Genomic DNA, 22694 nt, shown 5'->3' on the forward strand with positions numbered 1-22694 from the left:
CAAAGGAGAAGTTATGTTAGGTAAACTGACAAAGTTAAGTCTTGCAGCAGTTGTTGCAGGTGGTATGGCTGTTGGATCAGCTTTCGCGCAGGATAATCAAACGGTGAAAATCGGCTGGGCTCCATGGTCTGATGCTGAGTTCGTTACAAAACTTGCCGCCAAACTGATCGAAGACAATCTCGGTCAGAAGGTTGAGCTGATACAGACCGATGTGGCACCGCTTTATCAGGGTGTGAGCCGTGGTGATGTTGATGCGATGTTGATGGCATGGTTGCCGGAAACGCACGCAGATTATTATAAGCGGGTTGAAGACAAAGTCGAAAACCTTGGACCTCTTTATGAAGGCGCCAAACTGGGCTGGATTGTTCCAGATTACATTCCTGAAAGTGAAATCAGCTCAATTGAAGATCTGAAAAAGCCGGAAATTCGTGAAAAGCTGAAAGGTGAAATTCAGGGTATTGATCCGGGCGCAGGTCTGACCCGTCTTTCAGAAGAGGCGATCAAGAAATATGGGTTGGATTACAAGCTCAATGTATCCAGTGAAGCTGCGATGTTAACGACAGTTGATCGTGCAACGCGTTCTGATGGATGGTTTGTAGCAACTTCCTGGAGCCCGCACTGGATGTTCGGCAAATACAAGCTTCGCTATATTGCTGATCCAGAAGGTGCCTTGGGCGGCGCAGAGCATGTGGATGCAATTACGCGCAAGGGTTTCAAGGAAGACAATCCTAAGGCCGCAGCACTGCTTGCCAAAATGAGCATTCCAATTGATGAGCTTGAAACTGCAATGTTCAATGCTCAGGAAACGTCTTATGAGAAGGCTGTCGACAAATATATTGCCGATCACCCGGAGCGGATTAAGGAATGGCTTGCTGAATAAGCAGAGCATCACAAATATGAGAAAACCCCGGCGTTTGCTGGGGTTTTTTCATGCTTGCAGAATATAAAAGGAGCAGGCTCCTCCCCAAGAACCTGCTCCTTAGGGTCAGGACCCATTAATTTTATGAGAATGGCATCTGAAATGACAAGATCTGCAAGAAGAGACATGAGGACCGGGGTGGTTCCCCCGGTTGAGCGGCTCGACGCAGCAGATCGTCACGTCATTTCGATGTCCGAAGGATGTGGCCCATCCGCCCGCCTACTTCGTCGAAAAGGCTTGAAAATGAACCACATTTCCTTCGCCTTTTCTTATCAAATCCGAACGGATAGCCTCACACCATTCCCGTCAAATTAATGAGTCCTGACCCTAATGCATCGCCTCACTGCTGAGGGTCGATGCTGATTAGCAATAACTAAACATTATCCCAAAAGCGCTATAGCAACTTTAGCGTACAATTATTTTTTTATGCAACTTTATTTTGATATCTGTAAATGGAATTATGGTGTTTTTTATCTGGGCTGAGCAAGCTGTCATATTTTGCAGTGTTTACTCAAGTCCGCACGCGCGTAGAAACAGAGTAGCTACTTCTTTTTCAATGCGTTCAAGATCCAGCGGCTCGTCTTTACTGAGCGACATCATGCTGCGGACCTGTGTTTCAAAATCAGCATAATGTTGGGTGACGGCCCAGATGTGCATTTGAAACAGCAATGGATCGACAGGTTTGATGCGACCATCATCCACCCATGACTGGATGAGCTTCACTGCATTATGGGTTGCAGAAACATGTTTCTTCCAGTGACGGCTGAGAAATGGCGCCCCATTGGCAATCTCGGTCGTGAATAGCCGCGAGGCTTTCGGATTCTTCTGGCTATATTTGAGTTTGGCGCGAATATATTGCCGGATCAGTGTTGCCGGGTCTTCCTCATTGCTAACACCGAGAAAAATATCTTCCCATTCATCAAGGATGAAGATTAGGATATCCTCATAGAGCTCTTCTTTGCTGGAAATGTAATAATGGAGCTGAGGTTTGGTCAGACCTGCACGCTGGGCAATCCCTTGCGTGGATGCACCCACCAGTCCCTTTTCTGCAAATTCATCGATAGCGGCTGTGCGAATAGCACCTTGAATGCGACGCCTGCGGTCAAGAACCCTGTCCCGGCCGGTCAGCTCATTATCGTCATTCTGGTCTTCTATTGTCATATGTACCAGCCGCTATCTAAGCATGTCATGAAAACAAGGAATTACAGCGTGACGAATGTCAGTAATCCATTCGGCATGCTGTAATTCAGGAGCTTATTGGCCCAATTGCTTCTTGATGTCGAGACCCGCGCCCTTGTTAACAAAAGCGTCGGTGGCAACCTTGGTCATGTCCAGCTCATCACCGCTGACGATACCGGATTTGCGAGCCAGTTCGTAAAACTCTTTTACCCGGTTCATATCAATGGCTCCAATGCCTTTTTCCAGCGTGTCACCGCCGTCGATAAGCTTGAGATCCTTAAGACGTGCAAGTTCAGCATCGAGCGTTTCCTTGCTCATATCTGCATTGTCTTTGAGGATCAGCTCATAAGCTTTGCTGTTGTCGCCATAGAGGAAATTGTTCCAGCCTTCGATAGAGGCCGTTACAAAACGCTGCACGAGATCCGGGTTTTCTTCAATGAGCTGCTGGCGTGTCTCAATGGTGTTGGCATAGGTGTTATAACCCTGATCAGCGAGAAGGAAGGTTGTCACCTCTGCACCTTCTTTCTCGGCATAGATAGGCTCGGCAGTGGCATAGGCTTGCTGTACGGTCTTCTTGTCGCTCAGGAACTGCGCAAGACTATAGCCATAAGGACGAAGCTGTTCGTCCTTGAAGCCAAAATCCTTGACCAGCCAAGGCCAGAATGAGAACTGGCCGTCCTTGGAAATCAGAATGGTCTGTGCATTGGCAAGCTCTTTGAAATCCTTGTATTCGCCTTTATGCGCCATTAATGCCTGTGGGTCTTTCTGATAGAAAGCCGCGACAACGGTCGTTGGGACGCCATTGGCGACATTGTTGAAAGACAAAAGCAGATTGCCAGTCAGCAGAAAGTCGAGACGACCGGCGGCAAGCATTGGACGGTTGTTGACTTGCGGTCCACCCATTTCGATATTCACATCAAGGCCGTATTTTTCATAAGTGCCATCAGCAACAGCCTGATAGAAGCCGCCGTGACCAGCCTGCGCCAGCCAGTTGGTGCCAAGTGTTACCTTATCAAGCGCATAGGCCACCTGTGCGGAAAGGCCCATGGAGAGAGCAGCGAGTGCTGTAACGAGTGTCTTTTTCATTTTAGTTCCCCTTAGTTAGTCTTTTGCTACCATGTCGGCTGTCCAGCCGCGCGTTTTACCGGGATTGAGCAGACCATAAGGATCGGCCTGTTTTTTGAATTCGATCTGCACGCTGTCGATCTCCTTCATGCCGCCATCTTCAATAGTGTAGGCGTGAGGATCGTAGATGTCACAGCCGTCTACCTGTTCCAGCTCTTCGATCAGGCGATACATTTCATCTCGGCCTTCAAAGCGTACAAGCGGCAGGGCGAAAATCTGGACTTCACCTTCAAGACGCGCCATTTCATGATGCATATATTGCTTGTCGCCATAGCGTTCGATCTGACGTGTCACCACATCGATGTCGAATGGTCGCGGATAGGCAACCTGCAAATAGGTCCAGCCCGGCTCTGCTTTCAGCGCCTGCAACGTGGTGTGATTCCAGCCACATTCATATGCAGGCTGAAGACCGGCTTTGTGAAGCGCATCCAGTGTCATCGAGAAGGAGACCTTGCCGCCAAATTCAGCGGTAAGTTGCTCGAAACGTGCTACCTCATCGGGAGCAATCATTGCAAAAACGGCGTCCTTGTCAGATGGGAAAAGATCACCAAACTTTGTGTAAAAGCGTGCAAAGCGACGATCAACCGTGGTCAGAAGATAGCAGTCAAGTTTTTCTTCGAGCGCCTTAAGGCAGAATTTTAACGTTGCTTCGTAACTATCGAATAATGCAGCAGTATGTACCCATTCTGTCGCTTTTGTGAGGCCGATTTCAAGTTCAAGAATGATACCATTTGTACCATAAGCATGCTGAACCTTATGAATATCAGAACCTTTGAGTTCGATAATTTTTGGCTCGGCCTCAACGGTCAGAACCTTGACCGAATAGACATTGCCATCGTCACGCAACATACCGTGGCGCAGTGAGCCAATGCCGCCAGAGCCGCCTGAGAAAAATCCGCCAATGGTGGCGATACGACGGGTGGACGGATACATCAGCAGTTCCTGACCGGTTTCACGCACGGCATCGTCGAGGCGTGAAATACGTGCGCCACCTTCAACGCGAACCTTGCCCGGTTCGATTGCGATAATGCGGTCGATCTTGGTCATATCGAGAATAATGCCGCCTTCGAGCGGAACGCACTGGCCATAATTTCCAGTGCCGCCACCGCGAACAGTGATCGGAATGCGAAGCCTTGCGGCAGCGGCGGCTATGCGGCGCACTTCATCCTGATCTTTTGGAATGACAACCAGATCGCCAAGATAATGACCGATATCCTCCGTCAGGATCGGGCTGTACCAGAAATAGTCGCGGGAGCGCAGTTCAACCTGTTTGGGGTCGTCATAAATGCGGATGCCTTCTATTTCGGCGCGAAATGCGGCCCAGTCATAGATGCGCTGTGGTGCGGCAGAATTCATGGGGTTCTCCGATTAAACTGGTTTGCCATCGCGCCAGATGACGCGGCGCGCCTGCGGACGGCTGATAAGGTCGTTAATGTCTGTGGCGTCATGCCAGATAAAATTCGCAGCCCCACCTGCCGACAGTTCCTTTACGCGGTTGCTTCCAATGAAACGGGCGGGCAGGGTGGTGATACTGTCGAGCCATTCATCCGGCTCAAGGTGGCAGACCGGGGCTGCGAGGCGTAGAACCGAAAGCGGATCGTAATCGCCATAGGGGTAGAAGGCGTCGCGCACATTATCGGAGCCAAGCATGGTGTCCATACCAGCCAGACGCGCTTCTTTAAGCGGTGCTATACCGCGAAGACGGGGCGATTTTCCGCCAAGCCTGTTTTGCAGATAAAGATTGGATGTCGGCAGCGATACAAGTGCAGTTCCTGCATCAGCTGCGGCAGTGAGAATGCGTTCCAGTTCTTCGGGTGAACGCAGCGAAAGCGAACAGGCATGACCGCAAAGAACACGGCCTGCCATATTATGACGCTTGGTTACTGCAACAATCAGCGAGAAACCATCGGCCTCGTGTTCAAGTCCTTCATCGACATGAAAGTCGAGCTTGAGATCATGTTTGACTGCGAGGCGAAACATGTCTTCGATCTTGGTTTCAAGATCAGCATTACGATAGAAGAAGGCGCCGAGAACACCATTGTCTTTTGCTACTCTTTCGGCAATGGCTGCACCTGCATCAGGCACAATATCGCCATGGATAAGAGCCGCAAGCTCGAGATCGATGCGGTCTTTCCATTCCTCGCGCAATTCAACCAGAATTGGCCATGCGGTCGGTATTTCTGGCATTGTCCAGTCGACATGGGTTCGCATGGCGCCAACGCCTTGAGCATAGGCAGCTGTCAAGCCACCGGTGGCACGTGTGCGAATGTCGTCGGCGCTCCAGCTTTCACGGTCGATGTTCATCAGATCAATGGCATCGAACAGACATTCAACTTTGGCGCTGCCACGCTTAGCAATGCGGTCAATGGTGAATGTCTTGTCGAGATGCACATGCACATCGGCGAAAAGTGGGGTGATAAAGCCACCATCTGTTGTTTGCGAATTTGTGAATGACACAATGCGTCCGCCATCAATGCCAATGTCATAATGACTGCTCATGCCAGCAATGGCGACGCCTTGGAGTCTATCAGCCTTCACAATCTTATCTTTCACGACGAATCTCGCTTTCATGCCAGCGCCCCAATACAAGGCGCGATAGCCAACTTGTGATCAGAAAAATCACAATGCCGAGCAGCGAAACGAGGAAAAGGGCTGCAAACATGCGTGGGATTTCGTTGCGAAAGCTCGATTCCAGAATGCGTGAGGCAAGGCCTGTGCTTTGGCCAGCACTGCCTGCAACAAATTCTGCCACCACAGCACCGATCAGCGAAAGACCACCTGCGATCTTCAATGCTGCCATAAAATAAGGCAGGGCACTTGGAGCAAGCAGATAGCGCAGGCGTTGCCATGGCGAAGCGCGGTAAAGCTTGAAAAGGTCACGCAGATTATGATCCGCACTGCGCAGCCCGATCACCGTGTTTGACAGGATCGGGAAGAAAGCCACAATCCATGCGCAGATCAGCAGCGCTGAAAACGTATCACGCACATAGATCAGGATCAGCGGTGCAATGGCAATGACCGGCGTCACCTGCAAAATGACGGCAAATGGAAAGAAAGCCATTTCGACCGGTCGTGACAGCGCGAAGATCATACCAAGCAAAACGCCGCCGACAATCGCACAGAGCAGCGAAATCAGCGTGAGCTTGATTGTGAACCCCATCGATTTCATCAGCGACGGGCCGTCTTTTATCAGCGTTTCACCGATGAGCGAGGGGGCTGGGATCAGGTAATGCGGCACATTATAATAGCGCACCAGGCCTTCCCAGATACCAAGAGCGATAATGATCGCCAGCGTTGGCATAATGATACGCAGATTGCGCTCTCTGCGGGCAAGGCGGTGTTGTTCAGAATTCAGAATGGGCAGCTCATTTTGCATCTGGCTCATTTTCCCACCTTCAATGATCAATGTCTTGCGACGAAAGCGTTGCGGTAAGCGCATCGGAAACCCGGGCACAGTCTTTTGCATAAGCATCCGTCGCACGATAATTTTCAGCGCGTGGATAACGACCTTCAATCCCAATATCCGCGACTACCCGACCGGGCCGGGCGGCCATGACGATAACGCGGTTGGAGAGATAGACAGATTCATAAACGCTATGCGTGACAAAGATCACGGTGAGGCCGTGTTCCTGCCAGAGCCGCAGCACATCATTGTTGAGTTTGAAGCGCGTCATTTCATCAAGCGCTGCAAATGGCTCATCCATCAACAGAAGGCGAGGGCGTGTGACCAGTGCACGGGCAATCGAAACGCGCATTTTCATGCCGCCGGAAAGCTCACGCGGATAGGCATTGGCAAAACGCGACAAACCAACCTGTGTGAGCACTTCTTCGACGCGCGGCGTGGCTTGCTTGCGGGAAATACCGGAAAGGCGCAGCGGCAGATAAACATTGTCAAACACGCTGGCCCACGGCATAAGTGTTGGCTCCTGAAACACAAAGCCGATGTCCTGCGCCCCGGCGGGACCCTTTCCCGGCATGTGGCCATTGACACGAATATTGCCTGCGGAGATGGATTCAAGGCCTGCGATCATCCGCAAAGCCGTACTCTTGCCACAGCCTGATGGGCCGAGAAAGCTTACGAACTGACCTTGTTCAATCTTGAGCGACATATCGCTGACTGCAATAACGCCCGTGCCATATTGCTTGTAGACGCCGTCAATATTGATCAGGGAAGATTGGGGTTGCGAGTTGGGGGCCACGCTCATCGTCCTTACCAGGCGGGTTGGTTATCAAGCCACGAGAGCGGCACGCGTTCGATCTCGGCCAGCACTTCGACCAGCCGTTGCGCAGCAAAGTCGATGGTCTTGCGGCCCTTTTCGGCAGTAGCAATCGATGCATCGCCTGCTGCACCGTAACTATTGATGTCCTGCACCTGCCAAGCGGGTTTTGCACCCCCACTCAGCGACAAATGCTTGTAATCAGAGGCAAGCGTTTCAGTCAGTGTATGAAAGTTCTGCGCTTTTGACATGTCCACCAGATCAGGGTGGAATTCGAGCATGACAGATGTTTCCATATCGCCTGCATGGATGCCGTGCTTAAGCTCGTGATCGCTATAAACGCCTTGTGGCATACCAAGGCCAAACCAGTTGACACTGAAGACCATCATATTGTGCTTGATACGCAATTCGCGAGCGACAATATCCATAATGGTGATCTGACCGCCATGACTGTTCAAAAGTGCCATTTTGCGCACGCCAGATGCTGCAACGCAGGCGCCGATTTCACACCACATGCGAATGAGTGTCTCGGCGCTAAATGTCAGTGTGCCGGGATAAAGGCTGTGCTCATTGCTCTTGCCGATGGCCTGAGTCGGCAGAAAAAGCGCATGGCTCTCCTCTGGCAGACGAGAGATAGTCTCTTTGACCATGCCGTCCACGATTGCAGCATCGACTGCAAGAGGCAGATGGGGACCATGCTGTTCAATTGCGCCGACGGGCAGAACCGCCACGATCTTATCACGCTCGAGGCGGGAAAACGCTTCGCTCGTGTATTCAGACCAATATCTTTTCAAGGTGGTGGCTCCTAATTCGTTGGGAGGCGGCAAAGCTTTTTACTAGTCAATCTGACCGATTGGTCAAACTAAATGTTTGAAAAATTGACGATGCGTGTAAATAAGATGTGAATCCGTGACGAATTCGCCACGCGACAGCCTGCCTCATGTTTATGATGCGCGGAAATTTCCGGAGGTCCTATGGACAACAGATGTATTATTATCGGTGCTGGTCATGCCGGTTCGCAAGCGGCAATCAGTTTGAGACAAGAAGGCTATGCAGGTGAAATCATCCTCATCAATGATGAGAAGGATATTCCCTATCACAAGCCGCCGCTTTCCAAATCCTACCTGAAAGCGCCGGAAGCCGGCATTCTCGTTCTGCGCCCGGAAAGCGCCTATCGCGATAATAATATTGAGATAGTTTTTGGCCACAGCGTTGAACATGTTTCGCCTGATAACAAGACCGTCATGCTTGATGATGGCAAAAAGCTGCAGTGGTCGGAACTGGTTTTTGCAACCGGTGCCCGTGCACGAATCCCCGATCTGGCGGGCGTTGATCTTGATGGCGTTGTCACGCTGCGCCGCCTTGATGATGCGCGGCGCATTGCTAAAATGATGCCAGATGTTGAAAATGTGGTGATTATTGGCGGTGGTTTTATTGGTCTTGAAATGGCGCATAGTGCTGTTGCGCTTGGCAAGAAAACCGTCCTGATTGAAGCTGCACCCCGTGTTCTGGGCCGTTCGGTTGCAACCCATATTTCTACACATGTTGAAACACGTAGCCGCGCGGCAGGAATTACGCTTCTCACAAATGTGGGAGTTGAATCCATTGAAGGAGAAAACGGTCGCGTTGCAGGGGTGAGAACGGCCAATGGCACAGTTTTCCCGGCTGATATGGTGGTGCTTGGTACAGGTGCTGTTCCGAATGTGGAGCTGGCTCTTGAAGCCGGGCTTGTTGTTGATAACGGCATTGTGGTGGACGCGCATATGCGTGCATCAAGTGAGCATATCTATGCGATTGGTGATTGCGTGAGTTATGATCATTTTCATGCAGGTCGTCGGGTGCGACTGGAATCGGTGCAGAATGCCACCGATCAGGCCAGGCATGTTGCACGCTCAATCGTTGGTCGGGCTACGCCGTTTCGTGATGTCGCATGGTTCTGGTCGGATCAGGGTGACATGAAGTTGCAGACCGCCGGACTATCCTTTGATGCCGACCGCCATATTCTGTCTGGCAATCCAGAAGACAATGCTTTTTCTGTTTTTCATTTTGCAGGTGATAAACTGGTGGCGGTCGACTCTATCAATCGTCCGGCTGATCATATGATGGCACGCCGGTTGCTTGCGGCTGGTATCAGCCCGAGTGAAGACGATATTGCAGCAGGCAGTATACGTTTCAAGGAATTGCTCGCAGCTGCGCCGAAAGTCTGAGGATATAAAATGACGGTTTTAAAACATCTGCTGCCTGACGATATGGCAGCTCCCTTTGCTGCCTATAGCCATGGCGTGAAGATAAGCGCTGGCACTGAACTCGTGTTCTGCTCTGGTCAGCTTGGTATCGCACCAGACGGTTCGGTGCCCGAAGATGCAGGCGAACAGGCTGCACTTTGCTTTGATAATATCCGTCGTATCCTGCGTGATGGCGCAATGGATCTTTCCAATGTTGTGCGTATCAACGCCTATGTAACGGATCGCGCTCATATGCGTGCTTATATGGACGTGCGCGACCGCTTGTTTCCGCAGCCTGCACCGGCTTCGACGCTGATGATTGTTTCCGGTTTTACGCGCGAAGAATTTAAAGTCGAAATTGAGGTTGTAGCAGCTAAATAGCTTGCTTATGTCCGGACCGATTGCACAAAAAAATAGCACCCGGCGCGGGAGGAGCGACGGGTGCCATTTAGGGGAAGACCGAAATGGGAGGAGGAATTTCGGTCTTTATATCACCGAGGAGAATGGGAGGAGGAAATACCCCGGTGAAAACTTTGAAACTTTATAACCGCATGGATCAAGCATTGCGGTTCATGCCAAAGGCAGAAGCCTTGTGGGGCGCGCTGTTAGCGAGCGGCAGCCTTGCGTGCAACGAATGGAATTTCCGAAGGCATAATGCCGAGGTCGTTCAGTTCGCGTGGGCTCAGGCGGCTCAGTTCGTTTACAGTGTTACGGTAACGGCGCCAGTTGTTGTACGAGCGGATCAGGTTCATTTCTCTCACCTAGTCAAAAATCAAATCTCTTTGTTACCCACAGCATATAGGCTTGAAGGATCGGGAAGTGGAGAGACAGATTTGCATAGCTGCTGTGCAATTAAGATCGATAATTGCATGTATTTTGCGCAGTTCGGCCATTTTAAAATCACAATCATGATTATAGTTGGCAGACAGCTCATTTTTTAAGTTGAATTTCTTGTCGTAAAAAACCGTTAAATTGTCGGCTACAGGCGATAATTCGGGATGACTCATGGGCTGGTTTCCTTTATGTGACTTATGTCGAGCGTCGAAGCATAATGCTTTTGCGTAGTCTGTCTGCGGGAGAGTGCCATTTGGCCGCCGAAGGGGAAATCGCCCGAAATCTCTCAGGTACAATGAACCGCAGACAGGGAAGGCAACTCTGGAAAGTCAGGGGAAACCCTGCGCCGAAGGTGTAAGTATAGCTTTATGGCTATGCGAGTCTCTCAGGCTTGAGACAGAGGGGCACGAAGCAGCCGCATTTTGCGGTTGTATACGTGCGACTCTGGAGTTGTTATGGGCGATACCGCACAATTGAATACTTTGCTGAATACCCTGCCATTGCAGGATCTGCATGAGAAAACTGGCGCACGCTTTGGCGGTTTTGCTGGCTGGAATATGCCGATCACCTATCCGCTAGGCGTGATGAAGGAGCATCTTCACACGCGTGAGCATGTCGGTCTTTTTGATATTTCACATATGAAGCTGATTGAAGTTTCAGGCAAGGATACAATTGCGCTTCTTGAGCAAACCTGTCCGCTTGATCCATCGGTTCTGAAAACCGGTCAGTCGAAATACACTTTCTTCCTCAATGACAAAGGCGGCATTCTTGACGATCTTATCGTCACTCGTCTTGGCGAAGACCGCTTTATGGTTGTTGCCAATGCGGGCAATGCGGATGCCGACATTGAGCATCTTGATGAAGCCGCAAACGGCAAAGACGTCATCGTCAATCCGCTTGATCGCGTGTTTCTAGCGATTCAGGGCCCGGAGGCTGAAAGCGTCATTAATGATCTTGGTCTTAAAGGTGCAGAACTCTCTTTCATGTGTGGCTTTGAGCCAAAGGCTGGCTGGTTCATGACCCGCTCGGGCTATACTGGCGAAGACGGTTTTGAAATTGGCTTGCCTGTTGATGAAGCACGCGCACTTGCCACAAAGCTTCTGGCTGATGAACGTGTCGAATGGATCGGCCTTGCTGCGCGTGACAGCTTGCGCCTTGAAGCCGGTCTTTGCCTGCATGGTCAGGATATTACACCGGAAACCGATCCGGTCTCTGCTGGTCTCACATGGGCAATCAGCAAGCCTGTGCGTGAAAAGGCAGCGTTTAATGGCGCCAAAGCTGTTCTGGATGCGCTTTCCAAGGGTGCAACCGCCAAGCGCGTTGGCCTTAAGCCGGAAGGCCGTCAGCCGGTTCGTGCCGGAGCAGAACTTTTTGATGAATCCGGTTTTCAGATCGGAACAGTCACATCGGGTGGCTTTGGCCCATCCGCAGCTTGTCCCGTTGCCATGGGTTATGTCGAGGCAAGCCTCGCAGTCCCCGGCACCCGTATTTTCGCTGACGTCCGCGGTAACAAGGTTCCCGTTGATGTGTCGGCACTTCCCTTCATACCGCATCGCTATCGCAAAGGATGATTTCCATGGCCAATATCCTGTTTACCGAAGATCATGAATGGATCAGCATCGAGAGTGGCATTGCCACTGTCGGCATCACGATCCACGCACAGGAACAGCTAGGCGACCTCGTATTTGTAGACCTGCCGGAAGTTGGTCGCACCGTTTCCAGAGGCGAAGGCGTTGTCGTCGTTGAATCGGTCAAGGCCGCTTCGGATGTTTATGCACCGGTCGATGGCGAAGTTGTTGAAGTTAACGAAGCCGTGTCGAGCGATCCGGCCCTTGTCAATCAGGCCGCAGAAGGCGAAGGCTGGCTGTTCAAGCTCAAGCTTTCCGATGAAGGCCAGCTCTCGGGGCTTCTCGATAAAGCCGGTTACGACAAGCTTGTAGGATAAACAAATGACGGAAACTGTTCTTCCCTTTGTTGCCCGTCATATCGGGCCTCGGGTGGACGACGAGCGTGCAATGCTTGCAGCGCTCGGTCTTCCTTCCATGGAAACGCTGATCACGCAGGCCGTTCCTGCCTCGATCCGCCTTAATCATGCGCTTGATCTGCCAGCCGCTTTGAGCGAGCACGCAGCTCTTGCAGAGCTTAATGAAATCATGGGCCGCAATGTGGTGAAGAAGAGTTTCATCGGTGCGGGTTATCATGGTGTGTATACGCCGCCAGTGATCCAGCGAAACCTGTTTGAAAACCCGGCATGGTACACGGCTTACACGCCTTACCAGTCGGAAATCAGTCAGGGTCGTCTGGAGCTTCTGTTCCACTTCCAGACGCTTGTGGCCGAGCTTACCGGTCTGCCGGTTGCCTGTGCATCGCTGCTGGATGAAGCTACTGCCATTGCCGAAGCTGTGGGCGTCGCGATCCGTCATCATCGCGACAAGCGCTCGCGCATTTTGCTTGCAGGCGATCTGCATCCGCAGAGCGTGGATGTGATCAACACCCGCGCAGAACCGCTTGGCTGGCAGGTTGACGCTGGAAGTGCTGTTGACGACAACACCGCTGCCGTCATCATACCATGGCCGGATACCCGCGGCGTCTATGGCGATTTCACCGCCTTGATTGCCGATGCAAAAGCCAAGGGAGCTCTGGTCATTGCGGTGGCTGATCCGCTGGCGCTCACCATTCTGGAAGCTCCTGCCAAATGGGGCGCTGACATGGCTGTCGGTTCCATGCAGCGCTATGGCGTTCCAATGGGCTTTGGTGGTCCACATGCTGCATATCTCGCAGTATCTGAGCCGCTGACCCGCATTATTCCGGGCCGTATCGTTGGTCAGTCGGTTGATGCACATGGGCGTGCCGCCTATCGTCTGGCGCTCCAGACGCGTGAGCAGCATATCCGTCGCGACAAAGCGACTTCCAATATCTGCACCGCGCAGGCGCTGCTTGCCAATATGGCTGCATCCTTTGCCATATGGCATGGGCCTTCAGGTCTTCAGGCTATTGCAACACGTGTCGCTACTCTTGCGTCGCGCTTTGCAACTGGCCTCAAAGCTGCGGGTATCGAAATCGCGGGCGATAGCCTGTTCGATACCGTCACAATTAAGGTTTCCGGCAAGGCGCAGGCCATTGCAGATGAGGCTGACAAGGGTGGGCGTCTCATCCGCGTCATCGATGCGGATTGGGTTGGCGTTACCTTTGACGAAACTTCAACCGAAGACGATCTTGCAGCACTCGCCGTTCTGTTTGGCGCAAAGCCGGTCGGCAATGATGATCTGCTTGTGCCATCCAAGGGGCGTGGTAAAGGCTTCCTGACACAGGATGTGTTCCATTCGCACCGTTCAGAAACTGAAATGATGCGCTTTCTGCGTCGTCTGGCGGATAAGGATCTGGCGCTTGACCGTGCGATGATCCCGCTTGGTTCCTGCACGATGAAACTCAATGCGGCAGCGGAAATGATGCCGGTGAGCTGGAATACGGTTGCCAATCTGCATCCATTCGCACCTGCGGAACAGACGACCGGCTATGCCAGAATGACCTCGGACGTCGAAGCATGGCTTTGCGAAATCACCGGCTTTGCAGGTGTATCATTGCAGCCCAATGCTGGCAGTCAGGGTGAATATGCGGGGCTTCTTGCAATTCGTCATTATCATCAGGCGCGTGGGCAAGGGCATCGCAATATCTGCCTGATCCCATCATCTGCACATGGCACCAATCCTGCCAGCGCATCGATGGCAGGCATGAGTGTTGTGGTCGTCAATTGCCGCCCGGATGGCGATATCGACATTGATGATCTGAAAGCCAAGGCTGAGAAGCATCGCGATAATCTTGCGGCGTTTATGATCACCTATCCATCGACCTATGGCGTGTTTGAAGAAGGCATCAAAGCTTTCTGCGAGATCATCCATGACAATGGCGGTCAGGTCTATTTCGACGGTGCAAATCTCAATGCACTGGTTGGCCTTGCGCGTCCATGCGATATTGGCGCTGATGTTTGCCACATGAATCTGCACAAGACATTCTGTATTCCGCATGGCGGTGGCGGTCCGGGTGTTGGTCCGATTGGTGTTGCAAAGCATCTTGTGCCTTACCTGCCGGGCCATATTGATCTTGGTTCCAAACATGCGGTTTCGGCCGCACCATTTGGCAGCGCATCCATTCTGGTCATTACGTGGATGTATATCCGCATGATGGGGGGCGCGGGTCTCAAGAAGGCAACCGAGGCTGCAATCCTCAATGCTAACTACATCGCGCATCGCCTGAAGGGCGCTTACCCGATCCTTTATACCGGTGCACATGATCGCGTGGCGCATGAATGTATCGTGGATACGCGCATACTCAAAGACAAAGCAGGCATCAGCGTGGAAGATGTTGCAAAGCGTCTCATCGACTATGGTTTTCATGCGCCGACCATGTCCTGGCCTGTTGCCGGAACATTGATGATCGAGCCAACCGAGTCTGAGCCGAAATCGGAAATCGACCGTCTATGCGATGCGATGATTGCCATTGCCAGTGAAGCGAAAAAGGTTGCCGATGGTGTCTGGTCAAAGGATGATAATCCACTGGTCAACGCTCCGCACACGGCGGGAGATACGCTGGCATCAGAATGGAATCATCCCTACACGCGTGAAGAGGCAGTATTCCCGGGAAGTGCCTTGAGTGGTGATTTTGACAAGACTGCAAAATATTGGCCGCCAGTCAGCCGCGTAGATAATGTGGGTGGGGACAGAAATCTCATCTGTTCGTGTCCGCCGGTTGCATCTTACGGCTGATAAGACTTTATTAAGCAACAGAACGGAGCGGTACTATATCGCTCCGTTCGTAATAAAATTTCCGTCCATATATGCCCGTTTTGTTTGTCGGCAATTGCATAATAATTATTTTTAAAGAGCGTCGTTGAATAGGAAATCCGTTTTCAGAGAATTGCTTTCAGCGATGTAAACCTATGCCTGTATAAAAGCGCTGTGATGATGTGGCGCAATTAAATTTTTTCTCTAAGTTTTTGAAATTTAGTCAAAAAAAGAGCCGGACTAAAAAGTCCGGCCAAGTTATGAAGGTGCCATAAAGGCTAACCTCCAGAGGGGAACACCTACCGCGCGCAATGGGAGGAGGCGCAAGCGGTAAGCACCTGTCATATGGACCTGTTGCGACCATTCTTCAAGCCCTAAAACACGAAATTTTTGATCATTTCGGAAAATTGTGAAACTTTTCACGATCATGTGTAACCGGTTCATCGGTTAATGCGTCGCTGTTTTGCAATTTTTGATCTGTCTGACAGATTTAAAGCGATAAAATTTCGGTAAATTATAGCTGCCTCCCCAAAGCGGGGGCCGGTTTTGGCGTAAAGACATATGTGAAAACAAAAACTTAAGGACTTTTTTCTGAATATGATATGATGCGGCATAGATTAGACATAAATCAGTTGTTTATCGACAATGCCTTTCCTTCATATCCCTATTAATTGCCAAGTAAATATATGAAATTATTAGAATAATTCTAAAACTTTACTGTAATATTCATGTTCATTTTTGTTGCGGTGCCACAGATAGAGTTATAAAAGACAGGTAATCGATAATGGCCTGATAATCTTCTGCAGGTGCTTAATGGCATTTCCTGCAAAGCATCTGGCGGTTTCATCCGGGGCGTATGTGACGGGGTAAAAACCAAAAGCGATTCCCTGCAAATGATTATGTCGGGCAATGTTCTGGTTACTGCATGGAGATGTTTCACATGCAGTTACAAGCGTACTGGATTGTTTTATAATGCTCGTGCCATTTTTAATTATGTTCCGTGAAGGCGTGGAAGCCGCGCTGATTGTTGGTATTATTGCAAGCTATTTACACCAGACCGGGCGCAGTGCGTGGATGCCGGTGGTGTGGATCGGCGTTTTTCTGGCGCTTGCATTGTCGCTGTTTGTGGGTGCCGTTCTGCAATTATTGAGTGCTGAGTTTCCGCAAAAGGCACAGGAGCTGTTTGAAGCTGTTATCGGACTGATTGCTGTTTTTGTGCTGACATCCATGGTTTTCTGGATGCGCAAGGCAGCGCGTTCTATCAAGGCTGAATTGCACCACTCAATTGACGCAGCCTTTGAAACGCCAACACATAAAGGATTCGGGCTTATCCTGATGGTGTTTTTTGCAGTGGCGCGTGAAGGGCTTGAGTCTGTCTTTTTCCTGCTTGCAGCTTTTCAACAAAGCGAAGGTGGCGCCGCTCCATTAGGTGCTTTGCTTGGTGTCATTCTCGCAGCACTTGTCGGTTATGCTATTTACCGCGGTGGGCTTAAGCTTGATTTGCGCCGGTTCTTCCGCTGGACAGGTGTTTTCATCCTGATCGTCGCAGCTGGAATTCTCGCAAATTCCGTTATGGCCTTGCATGAAGCAGGTATCTGGAACCACTTTCAGACGGTCGTTTTCGACACGAGTGAGGTGCTTCCACTCGATAGCACATTCGGTTCAATATTGGCTGGAATATTTGGCTATATTGCCACGCCGACTATCAGTGAAGTGGTCGCTTATCTGGCCTTCCTTGTGCCCGCTCTCATTCTGTTCCTGATGCCATCATCCGCACCGGCGCAAAAAGCGTCTGCCAAAGGTTCCGCGTAATTAAAGAGATTTCTCATGACCAAGACGCAAGACTCAAAGCCAGCCGCACCATTCTCCCGCACCCTTGTGCGAGCGGTGTTGGTGCTTGCCATTTTGTTGGTATTGGCAGCAGGAGCTGCTTTTTACTATGCATCCAAGGTTTCGGATAAATCGCGTCATGCAGATTATGACGATAAGATCCAGATTGTTATAAATGCCAGAAGCTGTGACCCGAATGAGCTGACAGTTCCTGCCGGGCGTAGCGTTTTTGAGATTTTCAACAAGTCAGATCGTTCGGTCGAATGGGAAATTCTCGATGGCGTTATGGTACTTGAAGAACGTGAGAATATTGCACCGGGTTTCAGGCAAACGCTTTCCGCCAAGCTTTCACCGGGTGAATATCAGATTACATGCGGGCTTCTTTCCAACCCGCGTGGCAAGCTTATTGTAACGCCTTCAGCAAGCAGCGAGGCTGAAAAAGGCAAGCTTCCATTGACCGCTTTCCTCGGGGCACTGGCTGAATATCAGATTTATCTTGCAAGCGAAGTGGCGGAATTCCAGAAAGCGGCAGGAGCATTATCTGATGCCGTCGCATCTGGTAATCTTGATGCAGCACAGGCCGCTTATGCCCCGGCACGCGAAACCTATGCCCGTATTGCTCCCGTTTCTGAATCTTTCTCCGATCTTGATACTGCAATCAATGCACGTGCAGATTTCTTTGAAAAACGCGAGCAGGATCCGGCATTTGGTGGATTGCATCGCATTGAGTATGGTTTGTTTGAACAAAAGTCGCTTGATGGTCTTAAGCGTGTTGCAGCAAGGCTTGTAGTGGATGCCGCAGGCCTGAAAGATCGTATTCGTGCGCTGCGTATTTCGCCTGACCGCATATTGGCAGGCACAGCATCAGCGCTCAATCGTTTTGCATCAACAGCCGGTGACACGGGCGATGATCGCTATGCGCATACCGATTTGCAGGGTTTCGCAGGGCTTGTTGCAGGCTCACAGAAAACGGCAGACATTTTGCGCCCGATCATTGTCAAAGTCGATCCCGGGATACTGGATGATGTTGATGCACAGCTGTCTGCGGTGAAGTCGCTGCTCGCGGCACAGCATGGCAAGGCATATGATACGCTTTCCATTGAAGAGAAGACAAAAATCAAAGTTGGCGCGACAGCTCTCGCTGACCAGTTTTCTAAACTCCGCGATCAACTTGGAGTGGATTAATGACCAAGAAATTTTTCAAAAAAGATAATGTAAAAGACAATCCGATATCGCCAGAGCGCCGTGCACTTTTGCTCGGTGCGGGTGCGGCAAGTGTTGCAGGTGTTTTGGCATCTCCGGCAGCCAATGCGCACTCGTCGAACAACACGCTATCGTCCGAAAGCGTGACCAATGCGCCTGAAAGCGACAAGCTAAATGAAGCGCAACCATTTTATAGCATTCACCAGCCGGGTATCGTAACTCCGCGTCCGGCTGCGGGACTTGTTGCGTCGTTTGATGTGCTTGCGCGTGACCGTGCCGATCTTGAGCGCATGTTCAGGCTTTTGACTGAGAGAGCTGCCTTCCTTATGAAAGGCGGCGAACCGCCCGCGCTTGATCCTAAATTTCCACCATCAGATTCCGGCATTCTCGGCCCACATGTGACGCCTGACAATTTGACCATTACGGTTGGTCTGGGTAATTCGCTGTTTGATGATCGGTTTGGGTTGAAACCGCACAAGCCGAAACAATTGCAGCGCATGACCGCTTTTCCAAATGATGCGTTGCAAAAAGATCTCTGCCACGGTGATCTGGTCATTCAGTTCTGTTCGAACACTGCTGATACCAATATCCACGCTTTGCGCGATATTGTGAAGAATATGCCAGATCTGCTCATGATCCGCTGGAAACAGGAAGGCTCGGTGCCTGTTCAGCCACCCCACTCGCCAAAAGCCAAAGAAAGTGCGCGCAATTTCCTCGGTTTCCGCGATGGTTCAGCCAATCCAGATGCGGCTGATAAAGCCTTGATGGATCGCATTGTCTGGATACAGCCTGGCAAGGATGAGCCGGAATGGGCGATCAATGGCAGCTATATGGCGGTGCGTCTGATCCGTAATTTTGTTGAGCGTTGGGATCGTACGCCACTACAGGAACAACAGACGATCTTTGGTCGTCTCAAGGATAGCGGTGCGCCCTTTGATGGCAAAACCGAAGCTGATGTACCTGACTATTCAAAGGATCCGGAAGGCAAGATTACGCCGATGGATTCACATATCCGGCTGGCCAATCCGCGAGACGCCAATGCCGAACAACATTTGATTTTGCGCCGTCCGTTCAACTATTCCAATGGCGTTACCAAAGCAGGACAGCTTGATATGGGACTGTTGTTCATTGCTTATCAGGCCGATTTGGAAAAGGGCTTTATCACTGTTCAGAAGCGTCTCGATGGCGAGCCTCTGGAAGAATATATCAAGCCAATCGGCGGCGGTTATTTCTTCACGCTACCCGGCGTGAAAAATCAGGATGACTTTTACGCAAGTGCTCTTTTGCAGGCGAGTGGGCCGCAGAATGCACGTGGGTGAAAGTTGTATCACAACGGAGAGGCAACTATGAAATATCGTCTTCCAATGCTCGCGTCAGTTTGTGCTGTCGCTCTTACCCTTGGCTTTGGCGTTGCCAAGGCTGAAGTTTCCCCACTCGATCTCGTTCAGCCAATTGCTGATTATAAGATCTATGTTCAGGATAATCTCGACGTACTTGTCAAAGATACCAAGGCTTTCACCAATGCGATCAAGGCTGGCGATCTGGCAAAGGCGAAAGAGCTATACCCATCGACGCGCACTTCTTATGAAAGAATCGAGCCGATTGCCGAGCTTTTCGCTGATCTCGATGCATCGATTGACAGTCGTGCAGATGACCATGAAGATGCTGAAAAATCAGAGGATTTCACTGGTTTCCACCGTCTTGAATATGGTCTTTTCGATCAGAACTCGACTGAAGGTCTCGATAAATATGCCGACAAGCTCTATGCCGATGTGGTTGAGCTGCAAAAGCGTATCAAGGATATGACCTTCCCGCCTGAAAAGGTAGTTGGTGGAGCGGCAGCTTTGATGGAAGAGGTGGCCGCAACCAAGATTTCCGGTGAAGAAGACCGTTATAGCCATACCGACATCTGGGATTTTCAGGCCAATGTTGATGGTTCGCAGAAGATTGTTGAACTCTTCCGGCCATTGATCGAAAAGGAAAATCCAGAGCTTTTGAAGAAGTCCGACGCCAATTTCAAAACCGTCAATGATATTCTTGTTAAGTACAAGAAGGGCGATGGTTATGAATTATATGACAAACTGACAGAGCAAGACCGTAAAGTCATGGCTGGCGCGATCAACACGCTGGCGGAAGATCTTTCGACATTGCGCGGTACTCTCGGTTTAAACTAAGCTTGATAAAATTCATGAAAATGGCGGGTAAATCCCGCCATTTTTTATTGATATTCCATGATCTTTTTAAAGAGATGTTGCTCGTTGAAAGAGGAGGTCATAGGCTGGGTTGTCTGAATTCATTGAGGAGAATGAGCCCATGACCAAGCTTTCAAGAAATACGTTAAGAGGCTTTAATAACGTAGATAAGCCTGGTTATGACCCGGCGCAATTAACACCGGGTATTGTGCATTTTGGCGTCGGTAATTTCCATCGTGCGCATCAGGCCATCTATCTCGATGACCTGTTTGGTCTGGGCCTTGATCACGACTGGGCTCTGATTGGCGCAGGTGTGCGTTCTGGCGATGACGCGATGCGTAATATATTGAAAACTCAGGATTGGCTGACGACGGTTGTCGAACAGGAGGCTGAGCATTCCAGTGCACGTATCACCGCATCGATGATTGATTATGTCACTATTTCGACTGAAGAGGGCAGGACGGCGCTGCTTGCCTATTTGACTTCTCCAGATATCCGCATCGTTTCCATGACGATTACAGAAGGCGGCTATTATATTAATCCGGCAAGCCAGAATTTTGACCCCGCGCATCCTGATATTGTTTATGACAGTGTTCATCCCGACAGGCCAAACACGGTTTTCGGCCTTATTGTGCAGGCGCTGAAACTGCGCAAGCAAGCCGAAATTGAGCCTTTCACGGTCATGTCCTGCGATAATATTCCTGGTAATGGCCATGTTACTGAAGATGCTGTCGTGGGGCTTGCCAAACCCAGTGATCCGCAATTTGCCGAATGGATCAGAGCCAATGTAGCTTTCCCGAATTCAATGGTTGATCGTATCACGCCTGCGACAGGTGAACGCGAACGCGAAATTGTGCTCAAAGAATTTGAAGTTAAAGATGCTTCGCCGGTCTTCTGCGAAAGTTTCAAGCAGTGGGTGGTCGAGGACAAATTTCCGACCGGGCGTCCGCGATTGCATAAAGTTGGCGTCATCTTCTCCGATCAGGTCGATGCTTATGAACTGATGAAAATCCGTATCCTCAACGGTGGACATGCGGCGATTGCCTATCCGGGAGGGCTTCTCGATATCCATTTCGTTCATGAAGCGATGGAAAATCCGCTGATCCGGCAATATCTGGCAAAACTCACCAAGGAAGAAATCATTCCTGAGGTGCCGCCGGTTCCAAATACCGTTCTCGATGACTATCGCCTGCTCATCGAAAAGCGTTTTGCCAATCCGAAGATCGGTGACACAATCCGCCGCCTGTGCCTTGATGGTTCAAATCGTCAGCCAAAGTTTATTTTGCCAACAGTCTCGGATCGTTTGGCACAAGGGAAGTCGGTGACTGGCCTTGCTCTGGTATCGGCATTTTGGTGCCGTTATTGCTATGGTACGACCGATAGCGGTGCTGTCATTGAAGCCAATGATCCTTTATGGGAGCGTCTGGTACAACAGGCGTCCCTTGCCAGAGATGAACCTGTCAGATGGCTTGAAATGAGCGATATTTTCGGAGCATTGGCCACCAATTCCACTTTTATCGATGCCTTCTCAGCAGCGCTCAAACGTATCTGGCAGGATGGTACAGCCAAAACACTTGAGCGCTATCTGGCAAATGAAGCTTTGTGAGATTTATAAAGCGCCCGGATAGACTCTGACCGGACGATTGTCCTTGACTGACTCCATCACAACAAAAGTCGAGGTACTTGCCACATTGGGCAGGCTCGATATTTTTTCGCCCAGCACCTCGCGATAGCGCCGGATGCTGGGTGTTCGTACTTTCAAAAGATAATCGAAAGAGCTTGCGATCATGTGGCATTCTTCGACTTCACGTATCTTGCGTACAGCAACATTGAAGGCAGTGAGGGCCGTTTCCCGCGTATCCGACAATTTCACAGTCGTAAAAGCAATATGATCAAGACCCAGTTTTTCGGGATCAATCGCTGCGCGAAAACCAAGAATATAGCCTTCTTCTACCAATCTTTTAACGCGTGCCTGACACGGCGTTTTGGAAAGTCCGACTTTTTTTGACAATTCAGTCATGGCAATGCGGCCATCATCGCTTAACACTTCAAGAATGCGGAGATCAAACTGATCCAGATCGTCTACACTATCTATCTTTCGCATTCTTTTTTCCCTTTGTACTCTTAATAATAAGATCATATTTCCTTTATAATAGCCAAACAAAGACAGAATGCAATTTGCACTAATG

20 protein-coding genes and 1 riboswitch are annotated in these 22694 nt (G+C 50.5%); of the genes, 11 read left to right on the forward strand and 9 right to left on the reverse strand.

Annotation, left to right across the window (positions count from 1 at the left end):
• Positions 1-13: 13 nt before the first annotated feature.
• Complete coding sequence (locus tag FHY56_RS00775) at positions 14-880, forward strand: glycine betaine ABC transporter substrate-binding protein (protein WP_140903274.1); 867 nt, start codon at positions 14-16, stop codon at positions 878-880.
• A 546-nt stretch (positions 881-1426) separates the two neighbouring features.
• Here the strand turns inward: FHY56_RS00775 and FHY56_RS00780 are convergent.
• The 7 genes from FHY56_RS00780 to FHY56_RS00810 form a co-directional block, all read right to left on the reverse strand.
• Positions 1427-2080 carry a TetR family transcriptional regulator C-terminal domain-containing protein gene (locus FHY56_RS00780; protein WP_140903275.1) on the reverse strand — a complete coding sequence of 218 codons (654 nt, stop codon included), beginning with the start codon at positions 2078-2080 and terminating at the stop codon, positions 1427-1429.
• A 93-nt stretch (positions 2081-2173) separates the two neighbouring features.
• On the reverse strand, positions 2174-3184 hold the full coding sequence (locus FHY56_RS00785; protein WP_140903276.1) for an ABC transporter substrate-binding protein: 1011 nt from the start codon (positions 3182-3184) through the stop codon (positions 2174-2176).
• Between the two features lie 15 nt (positions 3185-3199).
• Positions 3200-4579, reverse strand: coding sequence for an FAD-binding oxidoreductase (locus FHY56_RS00790; RefSeq protein WP_140903277.1), 1380 nt, complete (start codon positions 4577-4579; stop codon positions 3200-3202).
• A gap of 12 nt (positions 4580-4591) precedes the next feature.
• Positions 4592-5794, reverse strand: coding sequence for an amidohydrolase family protein (locus FHY56_RS00795; protein ID WP_140903278.1), 1203 nt, complete (start codon positions 5792-5794; stop codon positions 4592-4594).
• Positions 5766-6608, reverse strand: a complete 843-nt coding sequence (locus FHY56_RS00800; protein ID WP_193556741.1) for an ABC transporter permease — start codon at positions 6606-6608, stop codon at positions 5766-5768. Before FHY56_RS00800 ends, FHY56_RS00795 begins: the two co-directional genes overlap by 29 nt.
• Positions 6609-6618: 10 nt before the next feature.
• Complete coding sequence (locus FHY56_RS00805; RefSeq protein WP_140903279.1) at positions 6619-7428, reverse strand: ABC transporter ATP-binding protein; 810 nt, start codon at positions 7426-7428, stop codon at positions 6619-6621.
• 5 nt (positions 7429-7433) lie between these two features.
• A complete protein-coding gene (locus tag FHY56_RS00810) occupies positions 7434-8234 on the reverse strand; it encodes a creatininase family protein (protein ID WP_140903280.1) in 801 nt (266 codons plus the stop codon).
• Positions 8235-8414: 180 nt separating this feature from the next.
• On the opposite strand from FHY56_RS00810, the gene FHY56_RS00815 reads away from it, so the two are divergent.
• Positions 8415-9647, forward strand: coding sequence for an NAD(P)/FAD-dependent oxidoreductase (locus tag FHY56_RS00815; protein WP_140903281.1), 1233 nt, complete (start codon positions 8415-8417; stop codon positions 9645-9647).
• 9 nt (positions 9648-9656) lie between these two features.
• A complete protein-coding gene (locus FHY56_RS00820; RefSeq protein ID WP_140903282.1) occupies positions 9657-10046 on the forward strand; it encodes a RidA family protein in 390 nt (129 codons plus the stop codon).
• Positions 10047-10270: 224 nt separating this feature from the next.
• On the opposite strand, the gene FHY56_RS00825 is transcribed toward FHY56_RS00820, so the two are convergent.
• Complete coding sequence (locus tag FHY56_RS00825) at positions 10271-10417, reverse strand: DUF1127 domain-containing protein (protein ID WP_084486680.1); 147 nt, start codon at positions 10415-10417, stop codon at positions 10271-10273.
• 311 nt (positions 10418-10728) lie between these two features.
• A riboswitch (glycine riboswitch) is annotated at positions 10729-10812 on the forward strand.
• A gap of 142 nt (positions 10813-10954) precedes the next feature.
• Between FHY56_RS00825 and gcvT the strand changes: the two genes are divergently transcribed.
• From gcvT to FHY56_RS00865, 8 genes are all read left to right on the forward strand, one after another.
• Positions 10955-12070, forward strand: a complete 1116-nt coding sequence (gene gcvT, locus FHY56_RS00830) for a glycine cleavage system aminomethyltransferase GcvT (protein WP_140903283.1) — start codon at positions 10955-10957, stop codon at positions 12068-12070.
• A gap of 5 nt (positions 12071-12075) precedes the next feature.
• Complete coding sequence (gcvH, locus tag FHY56_RS00835; protein ID WP_140903284.1) at positions 12076-12444, forward strand: glycine cleavage system protein GcvH; 369 nt, start codon at positions 12076-12078, stop codon at positions 12442-12444.
• Between the two features lie 4 nt (positions 12445-12448).
• Positions 12449-15262 (forward strand): aminomethyl-transferring glycine dehydrogenase, encoded by a 2814-nt coding sequence (gene gcvP / locus FHY56_RS00840; RefSeq protein WP_140903285.1) that lies wholly within the window; start codon positions 12449-12451, stop codon positions 15260-15262.
• 990 nt (positions 15263-16252) lie between these two features.
• Entirely contained in the window at positions 16253-17092 is an 840-nt protein-coding gene (gene efeU, locus FHY56_RS00845; protein ID WP_140903286.1) for an iron uptake transporter permease EfeU, read from the forward strand.
• Between the two features lie 15 nt (positions 17093-17107).
• Entirely contained in the window at positions 17108-18295 is a 1188-nt protein-coding gene (gene efeO / locus FHY56_RS00850; RefSeq protein WP_140903287.1) for an iron uptake system protein EfeO, read from the forward strand.
• The gene (gene efeB, locus FHY56_RS00855; protein ID WP_140903288.1) at positions 18295-19632 is read left to right on the forward strand and encodes an iron uptake transporter deferrochelatase/peroxidase subunit; all 1338 of its coding nucleotides are present in this window, start codon (positions 18295-18297) and stop codon (positions 19630-19632) included. The genes efeO (FHY56_RS00850) and efeB overlap by 1 nt, the downstream gene beginning before the upstream one ends.
• 27 nt (positions 19633-19659) lie before the next feature.
• A complete protein-coding gene (efeO, locus tag FHY56_RS00860; RefSeq protein WP_140903289.1) occupies positions 19660-20487 on the forward strand; it encodes an iron uptake system protein EfeO in 828 nt (275 codons plus the stop codon).
• Positions 20488-20626: 139 nt separating this feature from the next.
• The gene (locus FHY56_RS00865; protein ID WP_140903290.1) at positions 20627-22111 is read left to right on the forward strand and encodes a mannitol dehydrogenase family protein; all 1485 of its coding nucleotides are present in this window, start codon (positions 20627-20629) and stop codon (positions 22109-22111) included.
• 3 nt (positions 22112-22114) lie between these two features.
• Here FHY56_RS00865 and FHY56_RS00870 read toward each other — a convergent pair whose 3' ends face one another.
• Entirely contained in the window at positions 22115-22609 is a 495-nt protein-coding gene (locus tag FHY56_RS00870; protein ID WP_140903291.1) for an Lrp/AsnC family transcriptional regulator, read from the reverse strand.
• Positions 22610-22694: the final 85 nt, after the last annotated feature.

This window comes from Brucella gallinifaecis, assembly GCF_006476605.1.
In the GTDB taxonomy this organism is placed as follows: domain Bacteria; phylum Pseudomonadota; class Alphaproteobacteria; order Rhizobiales; family Rhizobiaceae; genus Brucella; species Brucella gallinifaecis.

Bases quoted from the DNA above. Each gene is read 5' to 3' on its own strand.
- FHY56_RS00775 (WP_140903274.1), top strand. From the start codon at position 14: ATGTTAGGTAAACTGACAAAGTTAAGTCTTGCAGCAGTTGTTGCAGGT.
- FHY56_RS00780 (WP_140903275.1), bottom strand. From the start codon at position 2,080: ATGACAATAGAAGACCAGAATGACGATAATGAGCTGACCGGCCGGGAC.
- FHY56_RS00785 (WP_140903276.1), bottom strand. From the start codon at position 3,184: ATGAAAAAGACACTCGTTACAGCACTCGCTGCTCTCTCCATGGGCCTT.
- FHY56_RS00790 (WP_140903277.1), bottom strand. From the start codon at position 4,579: ATGAATTCTGCCGCACCACAGCGCATCTATGACTGGGCCGCATTTCGC.
- FHY56_RS00795 (WP_140903278.1), bottom strand. From the start codon at position 5,794: ATGAAAGCGAGATTCGTCGTGAAAGATAAGATTGTGAAGGCTGATAGA.
- FHY56_RS00800 (WP_193556741.1), bottom strand. From the start codon at position 6,608: ATGAGCCAGATGCAAAATGAGCTGCCCATTCTGAATTCTGAACAACAC.
- FHY56_RS00805 (WP_140903279.1), bottom strand. From the start codon at position 7,428: ATGAGCGTGGCCCCCAACTCGCAACCCCAATCTTCCCTGATCAATATT.
- FHY56_RS00815 (WP_140903281.1), top strand. From the start codon at position 8,415: ATGGACAACAGATGTATTATTATCGGTGCTGGTCATGCCGGTTCGCAA.
- FHY56_RS00820 (WP_140903282.1), top strand. From the start codon at position 9,657: ATGACGGTTTTAAAACATCTGCTGCCTGACGATATGGCAGCTCCCTTT.
- FHY56_RS00825 (WP_084486680.1), bottom strand. From the start codon at position 10,417: ATGAACCTGATCCGCTCGTACAACAACTGGCGCCGTTACCGTAACACT.
- gcvT (WP_140903283.1), top strand. From the start codon at position 10,955: ATGGGCGATACCGCACAATTGAATACTTTGCTGAATACCCTGCCATTG.
- gcvH (WP_140903284.1), top strand. From the start codon at position 12,076: ATGGCCAATATCCTGTTTACCGAAGATCATGAATGGATCAGCATCGAG.
- gcvP (WP_140903285.1), top strand. From the start codon at position 12,449: ATGACGGAAACTGTTCTTCCCTTTGTTGCCCGTCATATCGGGCCTCGG.
- efeU (WP_140903286.1), top strand. From the start codon at position 16,253: ATGCTCGTGCCATTTTTAATTATGTTCCGTGAAGGCGTGGAAGCCGCG.
- efeO (WP_140903287.1), top strand. From the start codon at position 17,108: ATGACCAAGACGCAAGACTCAAAGCCAGCCGCACCATTCTCCCGCACC.
- efeB (WP_140903288.1), top strand. From the start codon at position 18,295: ATGACCAAGAAATTTTTCAAAAAAGATAATGTAAAAGACAATCCGATA.
- efeO (WP_140903289.1), top strand. From the start codon at position 19,660: ATGAAATATCGTCTTCCAATGCTCGCGTCAGTTTGTGCTGTCGCTCTT.
- FHY56_RS00865 (WP_140903290.1), top strand. From the start codon at position 20,627: ATGACCAAGCTTTCAAGAAATACGTTAAGAGGCTTTAATAACGTAGAT.
- FHY56_RS00870 (WP_140903291.1), bottom strand. From the start codon at position 22,609: ATGCGAAAGATAGATAGTGTAGACGATCTGGATCAGTTTGATCTCCGC.